Genomic DNA, 20,230 nt, shown 5'->3' with positions numbered 1-20,230 from the left:
CCGCCTACTCCAGGGCTCGCCGCGCCGCGGGACGCGCCAGGTGCCGCTCCACATAGGCGCGCAAGCCGGGGAAGTCCTCCAGCAGCCCCATGCTCCCGCCCCACTCCAGGATGGACGTCATCACCACGTCCGCCGCGGTGAAGCGCTCGCCCACCAGGAACGTGCGCCCCTGCAGCCGCGACTCCAGCATGCGCGCGATGTCCGTGAAGCGACGACGCCCGCGCTCCGCCTCGCCCACCACCTGCTGCTCCTCCGGCAGGAAGCGGCTGTGCGCGGAGTACGCGGACAAGGGCGGCTCCATGGTGGACATGCAGAAGAACATCCACTGGTAGTACTCGGCGCGCTCGGGCGAGCCGAGCGGCGGGGCGAAGCCCTGCTCCAGGTACTTGTCCGCGACGTGCAGCAGGATGGCCGCCGACTCGAAGATGGGCTGCCCGTCATCCTCCAGCGCGGGCATGGAGCCCATGGGGTGGATGCGCAGGTACTCGGGGCTCTTGTGCTCGCGCTGGAGCACGTCCACCGGCACCAGCTCGTAGGGAACGCCCAGCTCCTCCAGCAACCACCGGGGCCGGGTGGCCCGGGTGTTCCGCGCGAAGTAGAGCTTCATCATCGTCGTGACGACTCCGAGGTGGCGCGCCTCAACCGACGGGACTTGCCGAGCCGAGGAGCGCCGCGGGAGCTTCTCATCTCCTCCCGCCCCCCGGGTGCGGGGATTATCGGGTCCGGGCACACGTGCCGCAGCTTGCATCCCCTGCACTCGGCCCCGCTCCACACCGCCTCGTAGAGCGCCGTCACCCGGTCGATGACGTCGAAGTCCTCCGTGACGAAGCCCAGCTCGAAGTTACGCACCGCGTCGCCCTTGGCCCCCAGGCCCGCCCCCGTCAGATTCGCGCTACCCAGATAGGTCCACGCCCCATCCACCACCACTGCCTTGAAGTGCACGCGGGGGCAGACCTTCAGATTCAAGCCACCCTTCACCAGCCGCGCCCGGGCATCGAACGCCGCGCGGAACGGGCGGCTCGGCAGCTCCGCGTGCAGCAGCCGCAGGGACACGCCCCGGGCCGCCAGCCCGTCCAGCACGTCCACCAGCGGCACGAACTTCCCCTTCGACTCCACGTACATCGCCTTCACGTTCGCCGTGGCCAGCCACACCGACTCGCGGGCGTGGAGCAGCTTCTCCAGCACCACCTCCCGGTACAGCTCGCTTCCGGACAGCAGCTCCGTCTGGATGGGACGCATGGCGGACATCATCTCACACCCACCCACCACACTCCAGGTGCCGGCCAGCGGAAATGACCTTTGGTCACTTGACGAATGACCTGAGGTCACCTACCACTGAGGGCATGGTCAGCGATTCCGGGGAGCAGGCGGGGCGGGTGGCACCCAAGCGCGCGCGCAAGGACGAGGACAAGGAGGCGCGCAGGCGGGTGCTGCTGGACGAGGCGCTCGCACTCTATCAGGCGACCTCGTACTCCGAGGTGAAGATGGCGGACGTGGCCGAGCGGGCCCATCTGGCCAAGGGGACGGTGTTCCTCTACTTCCCGACCAAGGAGGCGCTGTTCCTCGCGCTCCTGGAGGACCTGCTCTTCGCGTGGTTCGCCCGGCTGGAGGCGAGGCTGGGCACGGTCGAGGGGGCGTGGACGGGGCCATGGCTGGCGCGCGCGGTGGCCGAGTCGCTGGAGCCGGAGCTGTCGCTGACGCGGCTGCTCGCGATGCTGCAGACGGTGCTGGAGCAGAACGTCTCCGTGGAGCAGGCGCGCCGGTTCAAGGAGCGGCTGTTGGAGGCGATGGCGCGCACGGGCGCGCTCCTCGAGTCGCGGCTGTCCTTCCTGCACCCAGGTGAGGGCGCCCGCGTGCTCGTGCACCTGCACGCGCTGGTGACGGGCCTGCGGCAGATGGCGGACGTGGCGCCCGTGGCGCGCGAGGTGCTCGCCCTGCCGCACATGGCCCCCCTGCGCATCGACTTCACCGCCGAGCTGACGACGGCGCTCACCACCCTCTTGCGCGGGCTCGAGGCCCGCTGAAGCACCCACCTGATTTCATCGAGGAGCCAACCATGCTGGAGCTCGTCCCCGTTTCCACCGAGTCCAAACCCCAGGCCGACGTCGCGCGCCTGCAGGCCGCGTTCGACTCGCTGCGCGCCAACCGCTGGGCCCTGTCGCGCACCACCGCGGCCGAGCGCGTCGCGAAGCTCAAGCGACTGCGCGAGGCCATCATCGCCCGCCGCGACGAGCTGGCCGAGGCCATCCACCAGGACTTCCGCAAGCCCGCGCTGGAAGTGGAGCTGACGGAGATCCACCCCACGCTGGAGGAGCTGAACCACACGGTGAAGCACCTGTCGTCGTGGATGAAGCCCACGCGCGTGGGCACGCCCATGCTGCTCGCGGGCTCGTCGGCGCACGTGCGCTACGAGGCGCGCGGCGTGGTGCTGGTGCTCTCGCCCTGGAACTATCCCTTCCAGCTCTTGATGGCGCCGCTCATCGCCGCCATCGCCGCGGGCAACGCCGTGCTGTGCAAGCCCAGCGAGAAGACGCCGCACACCGCGCGCTTCCTGGCGCGGCTGGTGCGCGACGTGTTCCCGGAGAACGAGGTGGCGCTGTTCGAGGGCGGCGCGGAGACGGCGGAGGCGCTCTTGCGGCTGCCGTTCGACCACTTCTTCTTCACGGGCAACCCGCGCATCGGCCGCAAGGTGATGGAGGCCGCGGCGCAGCACCTGGCCAGCGTGACGCTGGAGCTGGGCGGCAAGTCGCCCGCCATCATCGACGAGTCCGCGGACGTGCAGGCCGCGGCGGAGCGGCTGACCTGGGGCAAGTTCCTCAACAGCGGCCAGACGTGCGTGGCCCCCGACTACATCTTCGTGCACGAGTCGAAGAAGCAGCAGTTCGTGGACGCGGTGAAGGCGGTCATCACGCGCTTCTACGGTGAGACGGAGGAGGCCCGGCAGGCGAGCCCCGACTTCGCCCGGCTGGTGGAGCCGGCGGCGTGGCGGCGGGTGAAGGACCTGGTGGACCGCACCGTGGCGGCGGGCGCGAAGGTGGAGATGGGCGGGGTGGCGGACGGGCCCTCGCGCTACATCTCGCCCACCGTGCTGACGGGCGTGACGCCGGACATGCCCATCATGGAGGGCGAAATCTTCGGACCGGTGATGCCGGTGATGACGTTCCGCTCGCGGGACGAGGTGTATGCGCACATCCAGCGGGGGGAGAAGCCGCTGGCGCTCTACGTCTTCAGCCAGGACAAGCGGGCCATCGAGGACGTGTTCCGCAACACGACGTCCGGCGGCGCGGTGGTGAACAACGTCCTCATCCACGTGGCGAACCCGAACCTGCCCTTCGGCGGGGTGGGCATGAGTGGCCTGGGGCACTACCACGGCGTCTACGGCTTCCGGACCTTCAGCCATGAGCGGGCCGTGTCGGTTCAATGGATGAAGTCGCTCGCGTCGGTGTTCTTCCCGCCGTACCGCGGAAAGGCCCAGGACTGGGCCTCCCGCGCGACGCGGTTGTTGGAATAGGGCAGCCAGCCTCGAGGAGCCGGGATGCGCGTGGTGAAACAGGAGGAGGAGCTGGTGCCCCAGGGCCTGCGGGAGGCGTTCGAGCGCCTGCGGGCCCGCCGCTGGGAGGTGGGCAGGCGCGGCCCCGGTGAGCGGCTCGCCCGCCTGGAGAAGCTCAAGGCCCTCATCCTGGAGCGGCGCGAGGCGCTGGCCCAGGCGCTCCACGCGGACTTCCGCAAGCCGGCCGCGGAGGTGGAGTCGACGGAGGTGCTGCCCGTGCTCATGGAATTGGAGCACGTGCGCAAGCACCTCAAGGGGTGGATGAAGCCGCGCAAGGTGACGACGCCGCTCGTGCTCACCGGCACCTCCAGCCACGTGCGCTACGAGCCGCGCGGCGTGGTGCTGGTGATGGCGCCGTGGAACTACCCGTTCAACCTGCTGGTGGCGCCGCTGGTGGACGCGGTGGCGGCGGGCAACACCGTGCTCTGCAAGCCCAGCGAGAAGACGCCGAACACCTCGCGCTTCCTGGCGCAGCTCGTGCGCGACACGTTCCCCGAGGACGAGGTCCACGTGGTGGAGGGCGGCACGGAGGTGGGCGAGGCGCTCTTGCGGCTGCCGTTCGACCACTTCTTCTTCACCGGAGGGCCCCGGGTGGGGCGGCGGGTGATGGAGGCGGCGGCGCGGCACCTGGCGGGCGTGACGTTGGAGCTGGGCGGCAAGTCACCGGCCATCCTCGACACGTCCGCGGACCTGGAGGCGGCTGCGGAGCGGGTGGCGTGGGGCAAGTTCCTCAACGGCGGCCAGACGTGCATCGCGCCGGACCATGTCTGGGTGCATGCGACCCAGGAGGAGGCGTTCCTGGCCGCGCTGAAGGCGGCGGTGGAGCGCTTCTACGGGCGCACCGAGGAGGCGCGCCGGGCGAGCGCGGACTTCTGCCGGATGGTGGATGACGGCGCCTTCGCGCGGGTGCGCGGGCTGCTGGACCGCACGGTGGCGCAGGGCGCGCGGGTGGTGGTGGGCGGGAGCGTGGACGCGCAGACGCGCTTCATCGCGCCGACGGTGGTGGCGGACGTGACGCCGGACGCGCCGCTGATGGAGGAGGAGATCTTCGGGCCGGTGTTGCCGGTGCTCCGGTACGAGTCGCTCGACGAGGTGGTGGCGCACGTGCGCGCGGGCGGCAAGCCGCTGGCGCTCTACGTGTTCAGCCAGGACGACGCGGCGGTGGAGCGGCTCATCCAGGAGACGAGCGCGGGCGGCACGTGCGTCAACACGGTGGTGTTGCACAACGTGAACCCGCACCTGCCCTTCGGGGGCGTGGGCCACAGCGGGCTGGGCGCGTACCACGGCGAGGCGGGCTTCAAGGCCTTCAGCCACGAGCGCGCGGTGCTGCGGCAGGGGCGCACGTCGCTGGCGCACCTGTTCTTCCCGCCGTACACGGGCAAGGCGCGCAAGCTGGCGCGACTGGCGAGCCGGCTGTTCGAGTAGCCGGCCCGCCGTCTCACGGGTGCCTCAGGTGCGCAGGCCGGGGGCCTCGTGGCCGGTGCGCGCGACGTACTCGGTGTAGCCGCCGCCGTACTGGTGGATGCCCTCGGGCGTCAGCTCCAGCACGCGGTTGGACAGCGCGCCGAGGAAGTGCCGGTCGTGCGAGACGAAGAGCATGGTGCCCTCGTAGCGGGAGAGCGCCGTGATCAGCATCTCCTTCGTCGCCATGTCCAGGTGGTTGGTGGGCTCGTCGAGCACCAGGAAGTTGGGCGGGTCGAAGAGCATCTTCGCCATGACCAGACGCGCCTTCTCTCCACCGGAGAGCACGCGGCACTTCTTCTCCACCTCGTCGCCGGAGAAGCCGAAGCAGCCGGCCAGCGCGCGCAGCGAGCCCTGACCGGCGCGGGGGAACGCGTCCTCCAGCGACTGGAACACGGTGCGCTCGCCGTCGAGCAGGTCCATGGCGTGCTGGGCGAAGTAGCCGAGCTTCACGCTGCCGCCCATGGCCACGGTGCCCTGGTCCGGCGTGGTGGAGCCGACCACGAGCTTGAGCAGCGTGGACTTGCCCGCGCCGTTGATGCCCATGACGCACCAGCGCTCGCCGCGGCGCACGAGGAAGTCCATGCCGTCGTAGATGCGCTTCTTGCCGTAGGCCTTGTGCACGGCCTTGAGGCTCACCACGTCGTCACCGGAGCGCGGGGCGGGCTGGAACTCGAAGAGGACCGTCTGGCGGCGCTTGGGGGGCTCCACCTTTTCAATCTTCTCCAGCTTCTTCACGCGGCTCTGCACCTGGGCGGCGTGGGAGGCGCGGGCCTTGAAGCGCTCGATGAACTTCAGCTCCTTGGCGAGCATGGCCTGCTGGCGCTCGTACTGGGCCTGCTGCTGCTTCTCGTTCTGGGCGCGCTGCTGCTCGTAGAAGTCGTAGTTGCCCGAGTAGGTGGTCAGCGTGCCGCCGTCGATCTCCACCATCTTGGTGACGATGCGGTTCATGAACTCGCGGTCGTGCGAGGTCATCAGGAGCCCGCCCTCGTAGCCCTTGAGGAAGCCCTCGAGCCAGATGAGGCTCTCCAGGTCCAGGTGGTTGCTCGGCTCGTCGAGGAGCATCGCGTCCGGGCGCATGAGGAGGATGCGGGCGAGCGCCACGCGCATCTTCCAACCACCGGACAGGGCGCCGACGTCGCCGTCCATCATCTCCTCGCTGAAGCCCAGGCCCGCGAGAATCTCGCGCGCGCGGCCCTCGAGGGCGTAGCCGCCCAGCTCCTCGAAGCGTCCCTGGACCAGGCCGTAGCGCTCGACGAGCTTCTCCATCTCGTCGGCCTTGTCGGGGTCGGCGAGGTCGGCCTCGAGCTGCTTGAGCTCGGCGGACACGGTGCTCACGGGGCCGGCGCCATCCATGACCTCGGAGACGGCGCTGCGGCCGGACATCTCACCGACGTCCTGGCTGAAGTAGCCGATGGTGACGCCGCGGTCGACGGCCACCTGGCCCTCGTCGGGGTGTTCCTGGTCGGTGATCATCCGGAACAGCGTGGACTTGCCGGCGCCGTTGGGGCCGACGAGGCCGACCTTCTCCCCCTTGTGGAGAGCGGCCGAGGCCTCGATGAAGAGAATCTGCTGGCCGTGCTGCTTGCTGATGTTGTCGAGACGAATCATGTGCGTAGGGGGTGCCCGGAGAAAGCGGGCGCGGCGCCCTTATGCCATGGGGGACGCCAGAGGAGGACTGTTCCGAACCTCCGGCAATCGCTTCCCATGCCCGAGGGCGGCCAGCCAGGGTGGCGCACGCCCCCGGGCCGGGAGGGAGACCTACATGGGGCGGGGGCCGCGTTCCGCCGTGAGCGGATTCGCAGGCTCGCATCCTGGGTTCGCGGCGGAAGGCCGGGTCCACTAACCTCGGGCCTGATTGGGAGGGAGTCGATGCGCGACACGCGACGTTGGCGGACACGCTCCGCGACCCCGGAGGATGTACTGGCGTTGCTGCGCGCGAAGCTCGCGCACGACGCCGCGCTGGATGCGAGCGTGGAGGAGGACCCGCCCCTCGACTTCGAGACGCCACTGTCCCATTGGGAGGCCGCCCTGGATGCCGGGTTCCGGGACTTCTGGCTCGGATGGAAGCCGCTCGCGGCCTGGCTCCAGTCGTGGCTGTACGTCGAGGTTCCACCGCATGCGCTCGACGCCGCCCTGCGCGCGCATCGCGCGCCGACGATGGGACATCTGTGTGAGTTCCTCGCGCCGCGGCTGCGGCTGCCCGTCCTCGAGCCCCTGCGCGTGGCGGGGACGTCCTGCCTGACGGCGGGTGCCTTCATCACCTTGCGGACCGCGCTGCTGGGCGCGGGGCTCCCCGTCGCAAGAGCGCGCCCGTCCACACCCCTGTCCTTCCAGAGCTGGCAACAGCTGGCGACGTTCCAGGACGTCGTGGGACTGCTTTCACCCCGGGCGCTGCCTCGCGTCGAAATCCCGTCCACGCCCTTTCGCAAGGCGAGCCTCGGGCTCTTCGTCCTGGCGCTCGTGAGCACCGCCGCGGGCTACCGCCTGGGCTCCATGCCCCTGTTCGTCGGTGGGATGTCGGCGCTGTTGGGGGTCATCATCGCGGCGTGGCTGAGGCCGGGCCCCGCGCCCGGCACGGCGCGCTTCCCCGGAGTCACGACGCTCGGAGACGTGGCCCGCCTCCTCGCCGCGTCCGCCAGCACGCGGTGAGCACCCCGTGACACGCGATGGGACCCGAGCACTCGCGTGCCCGGTCCTCACATGACCTGGCTCACGGCGTGATGACGAGCCGGATGGGGTTGCCCTCCTTGCTCACCAGCCGCTCCACGCCCTTGGCCACGTCCTCGAGCGGCAGCGTCGCCGTCACCGAGCGCGACACGTCCAGGCGCTTGCCGCCCACCAGCGCCACCAGCTGGTCCAGGTGCTTCTTCTCGTAGCCCAGGTGGCCGAGCAGCGCCTGCGAGCGCACGCCGAAGTTCACCCCCGCGCCCAGCTGGATGGGCTCCGGCGACAGGCCCACCATCACCGCGCGCCCGTGCCGCCCGAGGCTCATCGACGCCTGCGCGAGCACCGCGTTCGCGCCCACCAGGTCCACCGCCACATCCAGCCCCATGCCGTTCGTGTGCTGGAGAACCTGTTTGCGCACGTCCGGCGCGCGCGGGTCCAACGCCACGTCCGCGCCGAACTCCAGCGCCCGCTTCCGCGCCGCCTCGTTCGTGTCGAACGCGAGAATCGGCGTCGCCCCCATCATCCGCGCAATCTGCACCGCGTGGACTCCCAGCCCACCGATGCCCCACAGGCCCACCGACTGCGCGGGACGCAGCTGCGCGGTCTCCACCAGCCCCGCGTACGGCGTCGCCACCGCGTCCGCGAGAATCGCCGCCTGCTCGAACGGCAGATGGTCCGGAATCGCAGACAGCACGAAGTAAGGCACCACCACGTACTCCGCCCACGCGCCGTCGTAGTGGAAGCCCATGATGTGGAAATCCAGACACTCCGCCGGCTGCCCGTTGGAGCACCTCGCGCACCGTCCACACGGCTTGCCGCCCGCCATGGCCACGCGCTGCCCCGCCGTCCAGCGCGGCACCCCCACCCCCACCGCGTCGATGACTCCCGAGGACTCGTGCCCCGGCGTCACCACCGGCAGCGGCGACTGCAACGAGCCGTCCAGCAGATGCGCGTCCGACAGACAGATGCCGCACGCCTTCACCTGGACCCGCACCTCGCCGGGCCCCGGCTGGGGAACGGGGACGTTCGTCACCGTCAGCGTCTTCGTCGCCGTATCGAAGCGCGCCGCCCGCATCGTCCGCTGGTTCGCGTCTGCCATCGATTGACTCCTCTGCGCCACGCCTCGGCCACACACACGCGCGCGCTCAAGCTCGGAAGGCGCCGAACCTAGCACGCGAGATTCATCCGCTTCGCCCTGTGCGGGCCAATGGAGTGTGAGCACACAATTCCACGCTCACGCCGCGCGAGGAGCAACTCACGCGAGACCCTCTCCCCTCGTCGTGCGTTCCGAAGTAGAGCGAGGCCGTCATGAACCTGAGCGCGACGAAGCAGGTCATCGAACACCTGGTGCAACACGGCGGACGCGGCAAGGGCTGGTTCCACCAGCACCAGGCCCCGCGTCCCCTCGACGCTCAGTCCATCAACGCGCTCACCCTCCCGGACGCGCGTCCACTCCCACCCAGCCTCCGCGAGTGGCTCGCCTTCGATGCGAGCTGGTTTCGCCTGGCGAAAGGCACCCCACCCGAGTTGGAGGTCCGACCGCTGCGGGACATCCTCACCGGTTGGTCCCGGGCCATGACCAAGCACGCGCCGGCGGCGGAGTCCTTCACGGAGGAGCAGCTGGTCCAGGCCTGGGTGGACCTGCTGCCCGACCCCACCATGGTGAACGCGCTCGCCCTGGAGCTCTTGCCCTCGGGGAGCCAGGAGCACCTGCTGCTCTTCCACAAAGCGAACCGTCGCGGCGAGTACCCCGTCCTCGGCTGCCACAACCGCTTCGAGTTCTGGCTCAAGTACAAGAGCTTCGGCGACTACCTGTCCCACTACTTCGGACTGTCCGAACCCGACTGAGCGGCCCGACAGCCGCGCCCCTCCGGCACAGGACGGGCGCGGCTCGGGACGATGGGTCAGAAGCAGTCGTTGCCCGGATACGGCGGGCCGAAGCCGTCGATCACGCTCTCGACGATGTAGTAGCTCACCGGGCCGTAATAGCTCGCGTCGCCGTAGCAGGTCTTGATGTCCACGCGAGAGAAGGGACTGCCCGAGCGATACAGCACGCCGTCGAGGTAGACGGCGAGCCCGGGGCTGTACGTCCCGTACGTGCCCTCCACGGTCAAGTAGCCGTCGAAGATGTTGTTGCAGAAGGACTTGATGCCGGAGCCGTCGTGGCAATCGAAGTACTCCTTGACGAAGGCCGGCCCGAAGCCGGAGCGCTGGTACACGCGCTTGCCATTGACGTAGATCTGCGTCAGCGAGCTCTGGGTGTCCTGCGCCGACCAATAGCTCACCAGCGCGTCCGTGTCGGCGAACGGCCCATCATGCTGCGCCATGGCGGGGGTCGCGACGGCCAACGAAAGCACAAACGCTGCGAGGAACTGCTTCATGAAGACTCTCCTTGAGAGGAACCGAGCATCGGTGTCGGTCGGAGGCAGGTATAGGGAATGGGCGGCAGGGGGGCTCGGCCGAGGGTGCACGGGGATTCGGCCGTGGGCGCTGGGAGTGTCGGAGGTGGGTGGGAGGATGCGTGCCACGACATCTGGGGGCGGCACTTGCGCACAGTCTTCTCGACGGACGGGGTCTCCGAGCAGCAGCGGCATGAGTACTGGCAGGAATTGGCGAGCAAGGTGCTCCTGGGACTGAGGACGGAGCACAAGTCCTCCTCCAGTCCCTTCTTCGGGCGGCTCGACCATCACGACGCAGGACCGCTGGGCGTGACGTACCTGCACTCCTCGGCCCAGAGCGTCTATCGGGGGGAGCCGGAGATCGCCCGGGCCCCGCGCGAGTGCTACTACCTCTGCATGCAGGTGGAGGGCGTCTGCCGGCTGCGCCAGGGACGCGAGGAGCGGTACTCCCACCCCGGTGACGTGGAGCTCTTCGATGGGACCCGACCGGGAGAGCTCTCGTTCGACGCGGACTACCGCCGCATCGTCATCGTGGCGCCCTACTCCACGCTGCGGCCACGGCTCTCACGTCCGGATGACCTGGTGGGCAGCGTGCTCCACACCCAGGAGGGCGTCGGGGCCCTGGTCTCCGCCTACCTGCGCGCCTTCGCGGTGAACCAGCTCGCCGAGCCCGTCGCGGGCTCCGTCTCGGACAACCTGCTCGAGCTGCTCGCCCTGGCCTTCAACACCCAGGGCCGGACCCTCCAGACCGACGCCGCGAGCGTGCGAGAGGCCCGGCGACATGCCCTCCGCCTCTATGTCGAGCGTCACCTCGCGGAGCCCTCGCTGAGCCCGGCGACGGCCGCCGCCCACTTCCGCATGTCCACGCGCTACCTGCATGGACTGTTCGCGGAAGGCGGCGAGAGCTTCATGCGCCAGGTCCTCTCGCGCCGCCTGGAGCGCTGCCGCCAGGCGCTCGAGGACCCCGACATGGACGCGCGCGGCATCGCGGACATCGCCTTCAGCTGGGGCTTCGTGGACCTGACGCACTTCGGCCGCGCGTTCAAGAAGGCCTACGGCATGACGCCCCGGGACTGGCGTCACGAACACGCCCGACCGCGGGCATGACGCTCGCCGAGGTCCTTGCCAACAAGCCCTGGCGCGCTCCCAGCCCAGCACGGGCGCGCCGGGTGGCGTAGAGTGGCCCGCCGTGCTGACCGTCGACCCGCATCCGTCCCTGGACACGCTGAGCTTCACCACCACCTTCCCCGCGTCGCTGGGCGCGTCGCCCTCGCCGCAGTGGCTGGTGGCGCTGCTGAGGTCGGACGCGGCCGCGCCGCTCTCCAGCGACGACACCGTGCGCGGCGCCGTGCGCGACATGCTCCGCCACGGCGGCTACAAGCCCACGGGCCGGGGCAAGCCCGCCTCCGAGTACCTGGTGCGCGCCGCGGGGGATGGCTCGCTCGGCAGCATCAACACGGCCGTGGATGCGTGCAACGCGGTGTCGCTGCACAGCGGGCTGCCCATCAGCGTCGTGGACCTGGACCGCGCCACCCAGCCGTTCCGCGTCGGCATCGCGCCCGAGGGCGCCCAGTACGTCTTCAATGCCTCCGGCCAGACCATCGACCTCGCGGGCCTCTTGTGCCTCTTCGACGCCGAGGGCCCGTGCGCCAACGCCGTGAAGGACGCGCAGCGCACCAAGACCAACGCGGACACCCGCCGCACGCTCACCGTGCTCTGGGGCGCCAAGGCCCTGGGAGACCGCACCGCGCGGGCCTTCGCGTGGTACCGCGAGCTGCTGGAGAGAGCCGGCGCCACCGTGGAGCGACTCCCCTGAGCGCCCTGGACCTGGCGCGGCTGCTCGCCGATGGCGCGCGCTCGCTCTCCGCGGCCTGGGGACGCCCCGTGCTGCTGACCGAGCCCCAGGTCCTGCGGACCCAGTCGCGCTGCCACGTCGTGCGCGCCCGCGTGCGCGGCGGAGACGTCACCAGCGTCGTGCTCAAGCACTTCCATCAGGACCTGGTGCTCGGGCTGGATGAGTGGGCGGGGCTGGAGCTGCTCGGCCGGCACAACCTCACCATCGCCCCGGGCCTCATCGCGGGCAGCGTCGACTCGCGGCTGCTCGTGCTCCAGGACCTGGGCCTCGGCCCCACCCTGGAGGACCTGCTCCAGGGGGACGACCCGGAGGCGGCCATCGGCGGGCTGCTCGCCGTGGCCCGCCTCACCGGGCAGCTCCACGCGCGGACCTGGGGCCTGCATGGGGACTTCGACATGCTCCGCCATGCGCTGAGCCCTCGGCCCGGGCGCGTGCGCATCGAGAACGCGCGCTATCTGCTGGAGCACGTGGACCGGCTGCGACGGTGGACGGACGCGGTCGACGCGGAGCTGGAGCCGGGGACGCAGGAGGACCTGGAGCACGTGGCGCGCGAGCTGGCCGAGCCCGGTCCGTTCCTCGCGCTCACGCATGGGGACATGGCCCCGGGCAACACGTTGTTCACGGCCAGCGGCCCGCGGCTGCTCGACTTCGAGTACTGCGGCATGCGCCACGCGCTGTACGACGCGCTGATGTGGCTGCTGGTGGTGCCGCTGCCCGAGGAGCTCATCACGCGCGCGGACGTCACGTACCGCATCACCCTGGCGCCCTCGTGCGAGGCGGCGCGCATCGACGCGACATGGCTGCGCGCCCGCGCGCTGCTCGCCACCGCGCGCACGGTGAACATGTTCCAGTGGATGTCGCCTCGCGCGCTGGAGCGGGACAGGGAGTGGGCGCCCGGGTTCTCCGAGCGCGCCGCCCTCTTGCGTCACCTCGCTCGCGCCCGGGCGCTGCGGGAGGACGTGGACCCGATTCCCGCCCTGTCGCGCACCCTGGATGCGCTCGAGGAGCGCCTGGCGGAGCGCTGGGCCGGGACCGGCTCGTTCACCTGGCCCGCGTTCCGGTAGGCGCGCGCCACCTCGGGTGTCATGGGGTCAGCCGCAGGGCGTGAACCCGCTGGAACAGCTCGCCGAAGCGTCGCTCCTTGAAGGCCTGGACCAGCTCGGGATGGCGGCCCTGCTTCAGCTCGCACAGGTAGCGGTACTTCGCCACGTGGTATCCGGCCACCACCCAGGCGAGCTTCAGCGCCCTCCATCCGCCGCGCCACAGCGCTCCATGCAGCAGGCCATCTCGCAGGAGGTGCGCGGGGCGCTGGAGCGACGCGGGCTTGGACGTGCGCCCTTCCACGAACGCCATCACCGCCCAGAGCAGCGCGTAGCGGTGCTCCTTGGCGGAGCGCAGGGAGACGGACGTGGCGAACCGGTGCTCGATGAACGCCTGGAGCCGCTGTGCACGTCGGCGAGGCAGCGCTTCATGGACAATCATCTCCGGACGCCAGGCGGCCACCTCCCTGCGCAGGAGGCGCGAGCGCCAGTGCGTGCGGTATAGGAAGCGATGACCGTCGACCTCGGCCCAGTCGCGCAAGGGCAGACGGTAGACGGCCTCGCGCGGGTGGCTCTCTCTCCAGCCGACGATGGCTCGCACGGCGTCTGCGTCCAGGTGCTCGTCCGAGTCCAGGAAGAAGACGTAATCGGAGGGCCTCAGCGAGGCGACGGCCGCGGCCCGGGCGGCGCCATATCCCTCCCAGGCCATCGACACGGACCTCACCCCCATGCGCCGGGAGATGTCCGAGGAACCGTCCGTGGACATGGAGTCCACGGCCACGACGTCATCACAGACCGCCAGCAGGCTCTCCAGGCACCGGGGCAGCGTGTCCTGATTGTTTCCATGAATGACGAATCCGGCGAGTCTCACGAACCCACCACCTCTCATGCGGCCAACCTCTCGCCCCGGCCGGCAGAGTCCCCGAACCCTACCTGCGTCCAGCGCGTGAAGGGAAAGGGGTGAGGCCGACGAACTGCATCGTGAGCAACGATTCATCGGCATGAGGCCCTCCCGGGCCCTGGCCTCCGGCTCACTCGCGGACGCGGATGACCAGCTTGCCGAACGGCCCCCGGTCCAGGTGCGCCAGGGCCTGGGGGAAGTCGCGCAGCGGGTACGTCGCGTCGATGACGGGCGCCACGCGCAGCGTGTCCACCGCGCGGACCAGGTCCTCGAGTCCCCGGCGGTGTCCCACGAGCACGCCCTGGATGATGCCGTGGCTCCGGAGCAGCGGGAGCGCGGGGAAGCGCATGTCGAAGCCCTCCAGCACGCCGATGAGCGAGATGCGTCCGCCTGACGCGAGGGCGCTGGCGGAGCGCCCCAGGTTGTCGCCGCCCACCAGCTCCAGCACCTGGTCCGCGCCACGTCCGCTCGTCAGCTCCAGCACCTCCTTCTCCCAGTCGGGGGTGCGGCGACGATGGATGCCATGGGCCGCGCCCAGCGTCTTCGCGCGAGCCAGCTTCTCGTCGTCTCCCGAGGTGACGATGACGCGCGCGCCGAGCGCGGAGGCGAGCTGCACGGCGAACAGCGACACGCCCCCGGTGCCTTGCGTCACCACCGTCTGTCCGGGCCTGAGCGCACCTTGCTCCACCAGGGCCGTCCACGCGGTGAGCCCCGCGCAGGGCAGCGTGCTGGCCTGGGCATCATCGAGCGTCCTGGGCGCGGTGACGAGCCAGCCCTCGGGCATCACGACATACTCGGACAACACGCCGGGGACGCTCCCTCCCAGGGCTCGCGGTGCGCGAGGAGGTGGGCCGTCCACCCAGTCCGTGTTGAAGGCCGCGAGCACGCGCTCGCCCACCCGGACCCGCGAGACACCCGCGCCGGTGGCCACCACCTCCCCCGCCATGTCGGAGGTGGGCACGAAGGGCCACGGGACGTCGGAGTATCCGCCTGCGTCCAGGAAGAGCTTCTCGCGGTAGTTGAGGGACACTGCGGACACGCGCACCAGGGCCTCGCCCGCGCCGGGCTGGGGAATGGGCACGCTCGCCAGTTGCAGGTTCACGCGGCCCGGCTTGCGCAGCTCCCACCGCTTCATCACGCCATCCATCGTTGCTGTCTCCAGGGTCATGCCATTCGAGGGCCTGGGGGATATACGGGGGAGGGAAGGTCCCCAGTGGAGAGCTTTGGAGGCTTCACTGGAGACAGGAATTCGCCAATGGGAGGCGTGTCGTGACGGACCGGCTGAGTGGAGTGCTGACCTTCGTGCAGGCCGCGGAGGCGGGGAGCTTCGCGCTCGCGGCGAAGCGGCTGGGGTTGTCGCGGTCGGCGGTGGGCAAGAGCATCGCGCGGCTGGAGGAGCGGTTGGGGGCGCGGCTGTTCCTGCGCACCACGCGCAAGCAGGGGCTCACCGAGGACGGGCAGGTCTTCTACGAGCGGTGCGTGCGGGCGCTGGCGGAGCTGGAGGCGGCGGAGGCGGAGCTGGACTCGGGGCATCGCGCGCCCACGGGGCGGCTGCGGGTGACGGCCTCGGTGCTGTTCGGTCGTCACTGCGTGGCGCCGCTGCTGGGGGAGCTGGCGCGACAGCATCCGGGGCTCGAGGTGGAGCTGTCCGTGAGCGACCGGGTGGTGGACCTCATCGAGGAGGGGTTCGACCTGGCGATTCGGGTCGCGCCCTTGTCGGACCATGCGGGACTGACGGCGCGGCGACTGGGCGTGCAGAACATGGTGGTCTGCGCGTCACCCGCGTATCTGGCGCGACGTGGTCGACCCAAGTCCCTCGAGGATTTGGGGAAGCATGAGGCCGTGCTCTACGGACGACAGGGGACAACCAAGCCCTGGCGGTTCCCGGACCCACGGGGAGGTGAGCGGCTGGTGTCGATGCGAGGGCGACTGCGCTTCGATGACCTGGAAGCCATCACCGACGAGGCGGTGAGGGGCGCTGGGCTCGCGTGGCTGCCCTGCTGGCTGGTCGCGCCGCGATTGAGCAAGGGAGAGCTGACGCTGTTGCTTCAGGAAGAGGGACGACACGGGAATGAAGTCTTCGCCGTGTGGCCGCAGAACAAGCACCTGCCCTCGAAGGTCCGCGCGGCCATCGACCTGCTCGCCGCGCGCATCCCCGAGACTCTGTCCGCCGGAGAGGCCCGTGGGAAACGGCGCTCGCGCTCTCCGCGGGCGGCGCCCCCGTCACGAGATGGCAATCGTGGGAGATAGGTCGTCCGCCTGAAGGGACGCGACAAAGGCACCGAAGTCTTCGGCGATGAAGAAGAGCTGCTTCCCATCGGCCTGCGCGGAAGCATCCCAGAAGAAGACGCCGCCCGGAGCATCGCCTCCGGCGGCTAGACAGATCTTGTCGGCACCCTCTGTCGTCCCGATGGGAAGGAGCTTCGTCGGAATGCGCTCCTCGAACACGCGAAGGTTCCAGTCCAGATTGCACGACTCGATGGAGTCGTTGAGACCGAAGAACAGGTGGACACGAACCAACGCCCCCCAGGAAGACCTTCGACACTGAAGAGGTCCCGCACTGGGCGCCCCCATTCGTGGCGAGCAGGAAGTCTCGGTACTCGCCTGGGAGTTGGAAGCCGTGCGACGCCTCGAAGGCGCGGACCGTGTCCTCATCCAATGGGGGCCCTCTTTCGAGCGTCTGTACGAACTGCAACATGGCTGCGCACGGTAGTCCCAGTCCCACGCTGTTCGACTACTTCAATCCGACTCCAGTCTTCGTCGATTCACTCCACTCAGGGAATGCCTTGTCCCGGAGCTGAGGCTCAGGAGTGTCTTTGTACCGCTCGAAGACCTGCGCGGATTGTCGCGCGATATTCCCCAGACGACCTGCGCCCGCGTACGCCTTGAAGTTGCTGATCCGCATCTTCATGCTTCCCAGCTTGATTCCTCGTTGCTCCGCGATGGCAGCCATGTCACACGGAAGCAGGGCTGTACCGAATCGATAGAGATAGAAGGCGACGATATCGTCAGCCTCGCTCCACTCATGATTGCTCATTCCAGTGCTCCAGTGGGTGGACGACAACGAAGGGTGAACTGGCAGGCTCCAGCAAAGAAACCGACTGCTTCTCGGTCAGAAGTCCGCTGCCCTGCGGGCCTGCTCCACCCGCCTCTGTGCCGCCGCTTCCTTCCAGAGAATGGAACTGCGGTACCTCACGAGCACATCAGCCCCTACGCCGCGCTCTTGCGTCAATGCGAGCGTCACCACCGTTTCGCCAGTAGCCCACGCAGCCCTGGCTTCGAACGGCGACTTCAGCAGTCGGTCCCTCTCCATCGCGACACGCATGGATGTCCCTTCACTGTGGATGGCAGCAGCAGTGCTGTCCTGAGCGGAGCGGACTCCCGAAGCCAGTCGTGCGGACTGATTGAGCGAGTCGCCGATTTGCCGCAGGACATGAAGGGTCTCAAGGTCATCGATGACGGTATCCGTCGTCCTCTCCCGAGCTGGCCTTCCATACTTGCTCGAGAGGAGCCCCTTGATGTCGGCATACGAGCTTCGTGCCGAAGCGAGTGATGGGAGCCACAAAGAGACATCTGAGAGGCGTCCGCCCGCGAACGAGCAGTACACCTTGGCCTCATAACCAGCCACCACGATATCGGCGACCACCTTGCCGTCTTCGACAGCTGCTCTCGGCCCCAGCACAGCGACAACCTCTGAGCGCGTCATCCCCCATCTTGTCGCCTGGAACCCTTCAGCACTCCGCCATGCGGCACCCTGAGTATTCAGGGCGCGAATCGCCGCAAGTCGCTGCGCCCGTCTTTCCCTCTCAGGAGATGCACACCCCATAGCGAGTGGAAGGCAGATGCAGACGGCGATTGCTAAGCGCATGGCTCGATTTCATGTGCCCTCGCGAACTCGGTCAAGCGCCCCCCTGCACCAAGCCAGCCGCGTGCGCTGAAGACGAGGTTCAATGACGAGCCGGGTCGCACCAGACCACCATTGGCCACCGCCAGACTGACGTGGCCTTGCATCGGTGTTGGGAGCCCGCATCTCGGGCCGGACCTGGACAGCCCCGACCAGACGGGGTCTACCTTACCCCAGACGCGGCTCACCGCAGCGCGAACCGTCTTCTGTACGCATCCGGGGTCAGCCCCGTGCGCGCCTTGAACCGTCGCCGGAACGACGTGGTGTCCGCGTAGCCCACGGCCTGCGAGATGTCCTCCACGGTGCGCGGGCTCGTCTCCAGCATCCGCCGGGCCGCCTCGACGCGCAGGCGTTGGACGTAGTCCAGCGGCGTGTCCCCCGTCGCCTTCTGGAAGCGCCTCAGCAGCGTCCTCGCGCCCAGGCTCGCGGCCTCCGCCGCCTCCGCCAGCGTCACCGGGCCCTGGTAGTGCGCCTCCAGCCACTCCTGCGCGCGCAGCACCGTCGCGTCCCCGTGGTCCCTCGGCGCCGAGTGCACCGCGTACGGCCCCTGCAACCTGCGCCCCGGCTCCACCAACAACATCTTCGCGCACAACGCCGCCAGCTCCGGTGACGCCTGCTTCGCCACCAGATGCAGACACAGGTCCAGATACGCGGTGATTCCTCCCGCCGTGAGCACGTCGTCCTGGTCCACCAACAACAGCTCCGGCTTGAGCCTCACCCCCGGATAGCTCGCCGCGAAGCGCTGCGCCAACCCCCAGTGCGTCGTCGCCTCGCGCCCCTCCAACAACCCCGTCTCCGCCAACACGAACGCACCCGCGCACACCGCCGCCAGCTTCGCCCCTCTCGCATGCTGCGCCTTCAACCACCGCGTCAGCACCCGCTCCCCCAACACCTCCTCCAATCCACCCACCATCGCCGGAACCAACACCACGTCGAAGCGCTCCGCCGGCTCCGGCACCCGCGCCGCCATCAACTCCAGCCCGTGGAAGCTCCTCGCGGGCCGCCCACCCGGCGACACCAGCTCCGCCACGAACGGCTCCGACATCCCCACGTCCCGGCTCAACAGGTTCGCCATCGCGAACACGTCCAGCGGCCCCATCACGCTGGAGGCCACACACCCCTCCAGCGACAACACCGCGATTCGTGTGGGAGACGACGCCATGGCCGCTTGTCGTTTTCCGCCCGGATTTTGTCAATCCAGGCACTCGTCGCGTGCATCCCGTCTGGTTATTCCATCCCATGAAGCCCCACCCCATGGAGGACCCCTTGGACCCCACCACCGCCCTGCTGCTCATCGACATCCAGAACGACTACTTCCCCGGCGGCCGCGCCGAGCTGGACCGCGCCGACGCCGCCGCCACCCAGGCCCGCGCGGCCCTCGACCACTTCCGCCAGCACCGCCTGCCCGTCATCCACGTCCGCCACATCTCCGTGCAGCCCGGCGCCACCTTCTTCCTCCCCAACACCCCGGGCTCGGAGACCCACCCCCTCGTCGCGCCCCGCCCCGACGAGCGCGTCATCCTCAAGCACTACCCCAACAGCTTCCGCGAGACGGACCTCCAGAAGCAGCTGGGCGCGCTCGGCATCAAACACCTCGTGGTGACCGGCATGATGACCCTCATGTGCGTGGACACCACCGTGCGCGCCGCCGCGGACCTCGGCTACTCCGTCACCGTGCTCCACGACGCCTGCGCCGCCCGCGCCCTGGAGCTCAACGGCGTGAGCGTGCCCGCGCCCCAGGTCCACGCCGCGTTCCTCGCCGCGCTCGGCATGGCCTACGCGAAGCTGGAGGGCACGTCCGACTTCCTCGCCCGCGCGGGGCGCTGACGTCAGAGCTTCAGGCCCTCACGGATGCGCGCGACGACTTCCTCCGGCGGCACCGAGACGTCCACTGGCAGCGCCTGCTCGGGCACCTCCAGCGTCGCCAGCTGGCTGGCCAACAGCTCCGGCGGCATGAAGTGCCCGTGCCGCTGCGCGAGCCTGTGCGCCAGCACCTCGCGCGGCGCGTGCAGGAACACCCACCGCGTCCGCGCCGGGTCCACCTCCAGCTTCTCGCGATAGGTGCGCTTGAGCGCGGACGAGGCCAGCACCACGTCCTCACCGCGCGCCAGGGAGCGCTCCAGCTCACCGCGCACGTCCACCAACCAGGGCCAGCGGTCCTCGTCCGTCAGCGGGATGCCCGCCGCCATCTTCGCCACGTTGGCGGCCGAGTGCAGGTCGTCCGTGTCGAGGAAGCGCCAGCCCAGGCTCTGGGCCAGCGCGCGCCCCACCGTCGACTTGCCGGCGCCCGAGACGCCCATGACGATGACCACCATCCCGTGACGCCTCCTCGATGAAACGTGGACCTCCGGACATGGTGCGACGCCTGCCGCCCGTCCGCCACTGCCTCGCGCGTCGAATGACCACCTCTCCACGTCCCGCGGGCCCCTCACGCGCGACACCGGGCCGCC

Annotated in this window: 22 protein-coding genes and 1 pseudogene; 10 read left to right on the top strand and 13 right to left on the bottom strand. The window is 69.6% G+C overall.

The window, feature by feature from the left end:
• Positions 1-4: 4 nt before the first annotated feature.
• Complete coding sequence (locus K8640_RS24005) at positions 5-610, bottom strand: glutathione S-transferase family protein (RefSeq protein WP_141328883.1); 606 nt, start codon at positions 608-610, stop codon at positions 5-7.
• Positions 607-1,239, bottom strand: coding sequence for a phospholipase D-like domain-containing protein (locus K8640_RS24000; RefSeq protein ID WP_223749180.1), 633 nt, complete (start codon positions 1,237-1,239; stop codon positions 607-609). The genes K8640_RS24005 and K8640_RS24000 overlap by 4 nt, the downstream gene beginning before the upstream one ends.
• A gap of 104 nt (positions 1,240-1,343) precedes the next feature.
• On the opposite strand from K8640_RS24000, the gene K8640_RS23995 reads away from it, so the two are divergent.
• Genes K8640_RS23995 through K8640_RS23985 form a run of 3 tightly spaced genes read left to right on the top strand, consistent with a single transcriptional unit; the run spans position 1,344 to position 4,975 of the window.
• Positions 1,344-2,024 (top strand): TetR family transcriptional regulator, encoded by a 681-nt coding sequence (locus K8640_RS23995; protein WP_223749179.1) that lies wholly within the window; start codon positions 1,344-1,346, stop codon positions 2,022-2,024.
• Positions 2,025-2,056: 32 nt separating this feature from the next.
• Positions 2,057-3,511, top strand: coding sequence for an aldehyde dehydrogenase family protein (locus K8640_RS23990; protein WP_223749178.1), 1,455 nt, complete (start codon positions 2,057-2,059; stop codon positions 3,509-3,511).
• Between the two features lie 24 nt (positions 3,512-3,535).
• Positions 3,536-4,975 carry an aldehyde dehydrogenase family protein gene (locus K8640_RS23985; protein WP_223749177.1) on the top strand — a complete coding sequence of 480 codons (1,440 nt, stop codon included), beginning with the start codon at positions 3,536-3,538 and terminating at the stop codon, positions 4,973-4,975.
• Positions 4,976-4,999: 24 nt separating this feature from the next.
• Here the strand turns inward: K8640_RS23985 and K8640_RS23980 are convergent, their stop codons facing one another.
• Positions 5,000-6,622, bottom strand: coding sequence for an ABC-F family ATP-binding cassette domain-containing protein (locus K8640_RS23980; protein WP_223749176.1), 1,623 nt, complete (start codon positions 6,620-6,622; stop codon positions 5,000-5,002).
• Positions 6,623-6,883: 261 nt separating this feature from the next.
• On the opposite strand from K8640_RS23980, the gene K8640_RS23975 reads away from it, so the two are divergent.
• Positions 6,884-7,663 (top strand): hypothetical protein, encoded by a 780-nt coding sequence (locus K8640_RS23975; RefSeq protein WP_223749175.1) that lies wholly within the window; start codon positions 6,884-6,886, stop codon positions 7,661-7,663.
• A 61-nt stretch (positions 7,664-7,724) separates the two neighbouring features.
• Here K8640_RS23975 and K8640_RS23970 read toward each other — a convergent pair whose 3' ends face one another.
• Positions 7,725-8,780, bottom strand: a complete 1,056-nt coding sequence (locus K8640_RS23970) for a zinc-binding dehydrogenase (protein ID WP_223749174.1) — start codon at positions 8,778-8,780, stop codon at positions 7,725-7,727.
• A gap of 209 nt (positions 8,781-8,989) precedes the next feature.
• On the opposite strand from K8640_RS23970, the gene K8640_RS23965 reads away from it, so the two are divergent.
• The gene (locus tag K8640_RS23965) at positions 8,990-9,529 is read left to right on the top strand and encodes a hypothetical protein (RefSeq protein ID WP_223749173.1); all 540 of its coding nucleotides are present in this window, start codon (positions 8,990-8,992) and stop codon (positions 9,527-9,529) included.
• A gap of 56 nt (positions 9,530-9,585) precedes the next feature.
• Here K8640_RS23965 and K8640_RS23960 read toward each other — a convergent pair whose 3' ends face one another.
• A complete protein-coding gene (locus tag K8640_RS23960) occupies positions 9,586-10,062 on the bottom strand; it encodes a hypothetical protein (RefSeq protein ID WP_141328899.1) in 477 nt (158 codons plus the stop codon).
• A gap of 165 nt (positions 10,063-10,227) precedes the next feature.
• Here K8640_RS23960 and K8640_RS23955 point away from each other — a divergent pair, with 165 nt between their 5' ends.
• The 3 genes from K8640_RS23955 (at position 10,228) to K8640_RS23945 (ending at position 12,999) form a co-directional block, all read left to right on the top strand.
• Entirely contained in the window at positions 10,228-11,187 is a 960-nt protein-coding gene (locus K8640_RS23955; protein WP_223749172.1) for a helix-turn-helix domain-containing protein, read from the top strand.
• An 82-nt stretch (positions 11,188-11,269) separates the two neighbouring features.
• Entirely contained in the window at positions 11,270-11,896 is a 627-nt protein-coding gene (locus K8640_RS23950) for a phenylalanine--tRNA ligase beta subunit-related protein (RefSeq protein ID WP_223749171.1), read from the top strand.
• A 68-nt stretch (positions 11,897-11,964) separates the two neighbouring features.
• Entirely contained in the window at positions 11,965-12,999 is a 1,035-nt protein-coding gene (locus tag K8640_RS23945) for a phosphotransferase (RefSeq protein ID WP_223749170.1), read from the top strand.
• A gap of 19 nt (positions 13,000-13,018) precedes the next feature.
• On the opposite strand, the gene K8640_RS23940 is transcribed toward K8640_RS23945, so the two are convergent.
• Complete coding sequence (locus K8640_RS23940; RefSeq protein ID WP_223749169.1) at positions 13,019-13,846, bottom strand: glycosyltransferase; 828 nt, start codon at positions 13,844-13,846, stop codon at positions 13,019-13,021.
• Positions 13,847-14,006: 160 nt separating this feature from the next.
• Complete coding sequence (locus K8640_RS23935) at positions 14,007-15,023, bottom strand: NAD(P)-dependent alcohol dehydrogenase (RefSeq protein WP_223749168.1); 1,017 nt, start codon at positions 15,021-15,023, stop codon at positions 14,007-14,009.
• Between the two features lie 122 nt (positions 15,024-15,145).
• Between K8640_RS23935 and K8640_RS23930 the strand changes: the two genes are divergently transcribed.
• Positions 15,146-16,126, top strand: a complete 981-nt coding sequence (locus tag K8640_RS23930; RefSeq protein ID WP_223749167.1) for a LysR family transcriptional regulator — start codon at positions 15,146-15,148, stop codon at positions 16,124-16,126.
• Here the strand turns inward: K8640_RS23930 and K8640_RS43205 are convergent.
• The 5 genes and pseudogenes from K8640_RS43205 to K8640_RS23905 form a co-directional block, all read right to left on the bottom strand.
• The gene (locus K8640_RS43205; RefSeq protein WP_267698274.1) at positions 16,100-16,324 is read right to left on the bottom strand and encodes an SMI1/KNR4 family protein; all 225 of its coding nucleotides are present in this window, start codon (positions 16,322-16,324) and stop codon (positions 16,100-16,102) included. The genes K8640_RS23930 and K8640_RS43205 overlap by 27 nt on opposite strands.
• Before the next feature lie 154 nt (positions 16,325-16,478).
• Positions 16,479-16,574: pseudogene (locus K8640_RS23920) on the bottom strand (hypothetical protein); the annotation flags it as partial.
• Positions 16,575-16,610: 36 nt separating this feature from the next.
• On the bottom strand, positions 16,611-16,913 hold the full coding sequence (locus tag K8640_RS23915; protein WP_223749165.1) for a hypothetical protein: 303 nt from the start codon (positions 16,911-16,913) through the stop codon (positions 16,611-16,613).
• A 75-nt stretch (positions 16,914-16,988) separates the two neighbouring features.
• Positions 16,989-17,582, bottom strand: coding sequence for a hypothetical protein (locus K8640_RS23910; RefSeq protein WP_223749164.1), 594 nt, complete (start codon positions 17,580-17,582; stop codon positions 16,989-16,991).
• 382 nt (positions 17,583-17,964) lie between these two features.
• On the bottom strand, positions 17,965-18,942 hold the full coding sequence (locus tag K8640_RS23905) for a GlxA family transcriptional regulator (protein WP_223749163.1): 978 nt from the start codon (positions 18,940-18,942) through the stop codon (positions 17,965-17,967).
• 77 nt (positions 18,943-19,019) lie between these two features.
• Between K8640_RS23905 and K8640_RS23900 the strand changes: the two genes are divergently transcribed.
• Positions 19,020-19,607: a cysteine hydrolase family protein gene (locus K8640_RS23900; protein WP_223749162.1), complete on the top strand. Its 588-nt coding sequence runs from the start codon at positions 19,020-19,022 to the stop codon at positions 19,605-19,607.
• Positions 19,608-19,609: 2 nt separating this feature from the next.
• On the opposite strand, the gene K8640_RS23895 is transcribed toward K8640_RS23900, so the two are convergent.
• Positions 19,610-20,095: a gluconokinase gene (locus tag K8640_RS23895; RefSeq protein WP_223749161.1), complete on the bottom strand. Its 486-nt coding sequence runs from the start codon at positions 20,093-20,095 to the stop codon at positions 19,610-19,612.
• Positions 20,096-20,230: the final 135 nt, after the last annotated feature.

It is taken from the genome of Myxococcus sp. XM-1-1-1 (assembly GCF_020037095.1).
In the GTDB taxonomy this organism is placed as follows: Bacteria; Myxococcota; Myxococcia; order Myxococcales; family Myxococcaceae; genus Myxococcus; species Myxococcus fulvus.
This window is presented reverse-complemented; position numbering and strand designations above follow the sequence as displayed.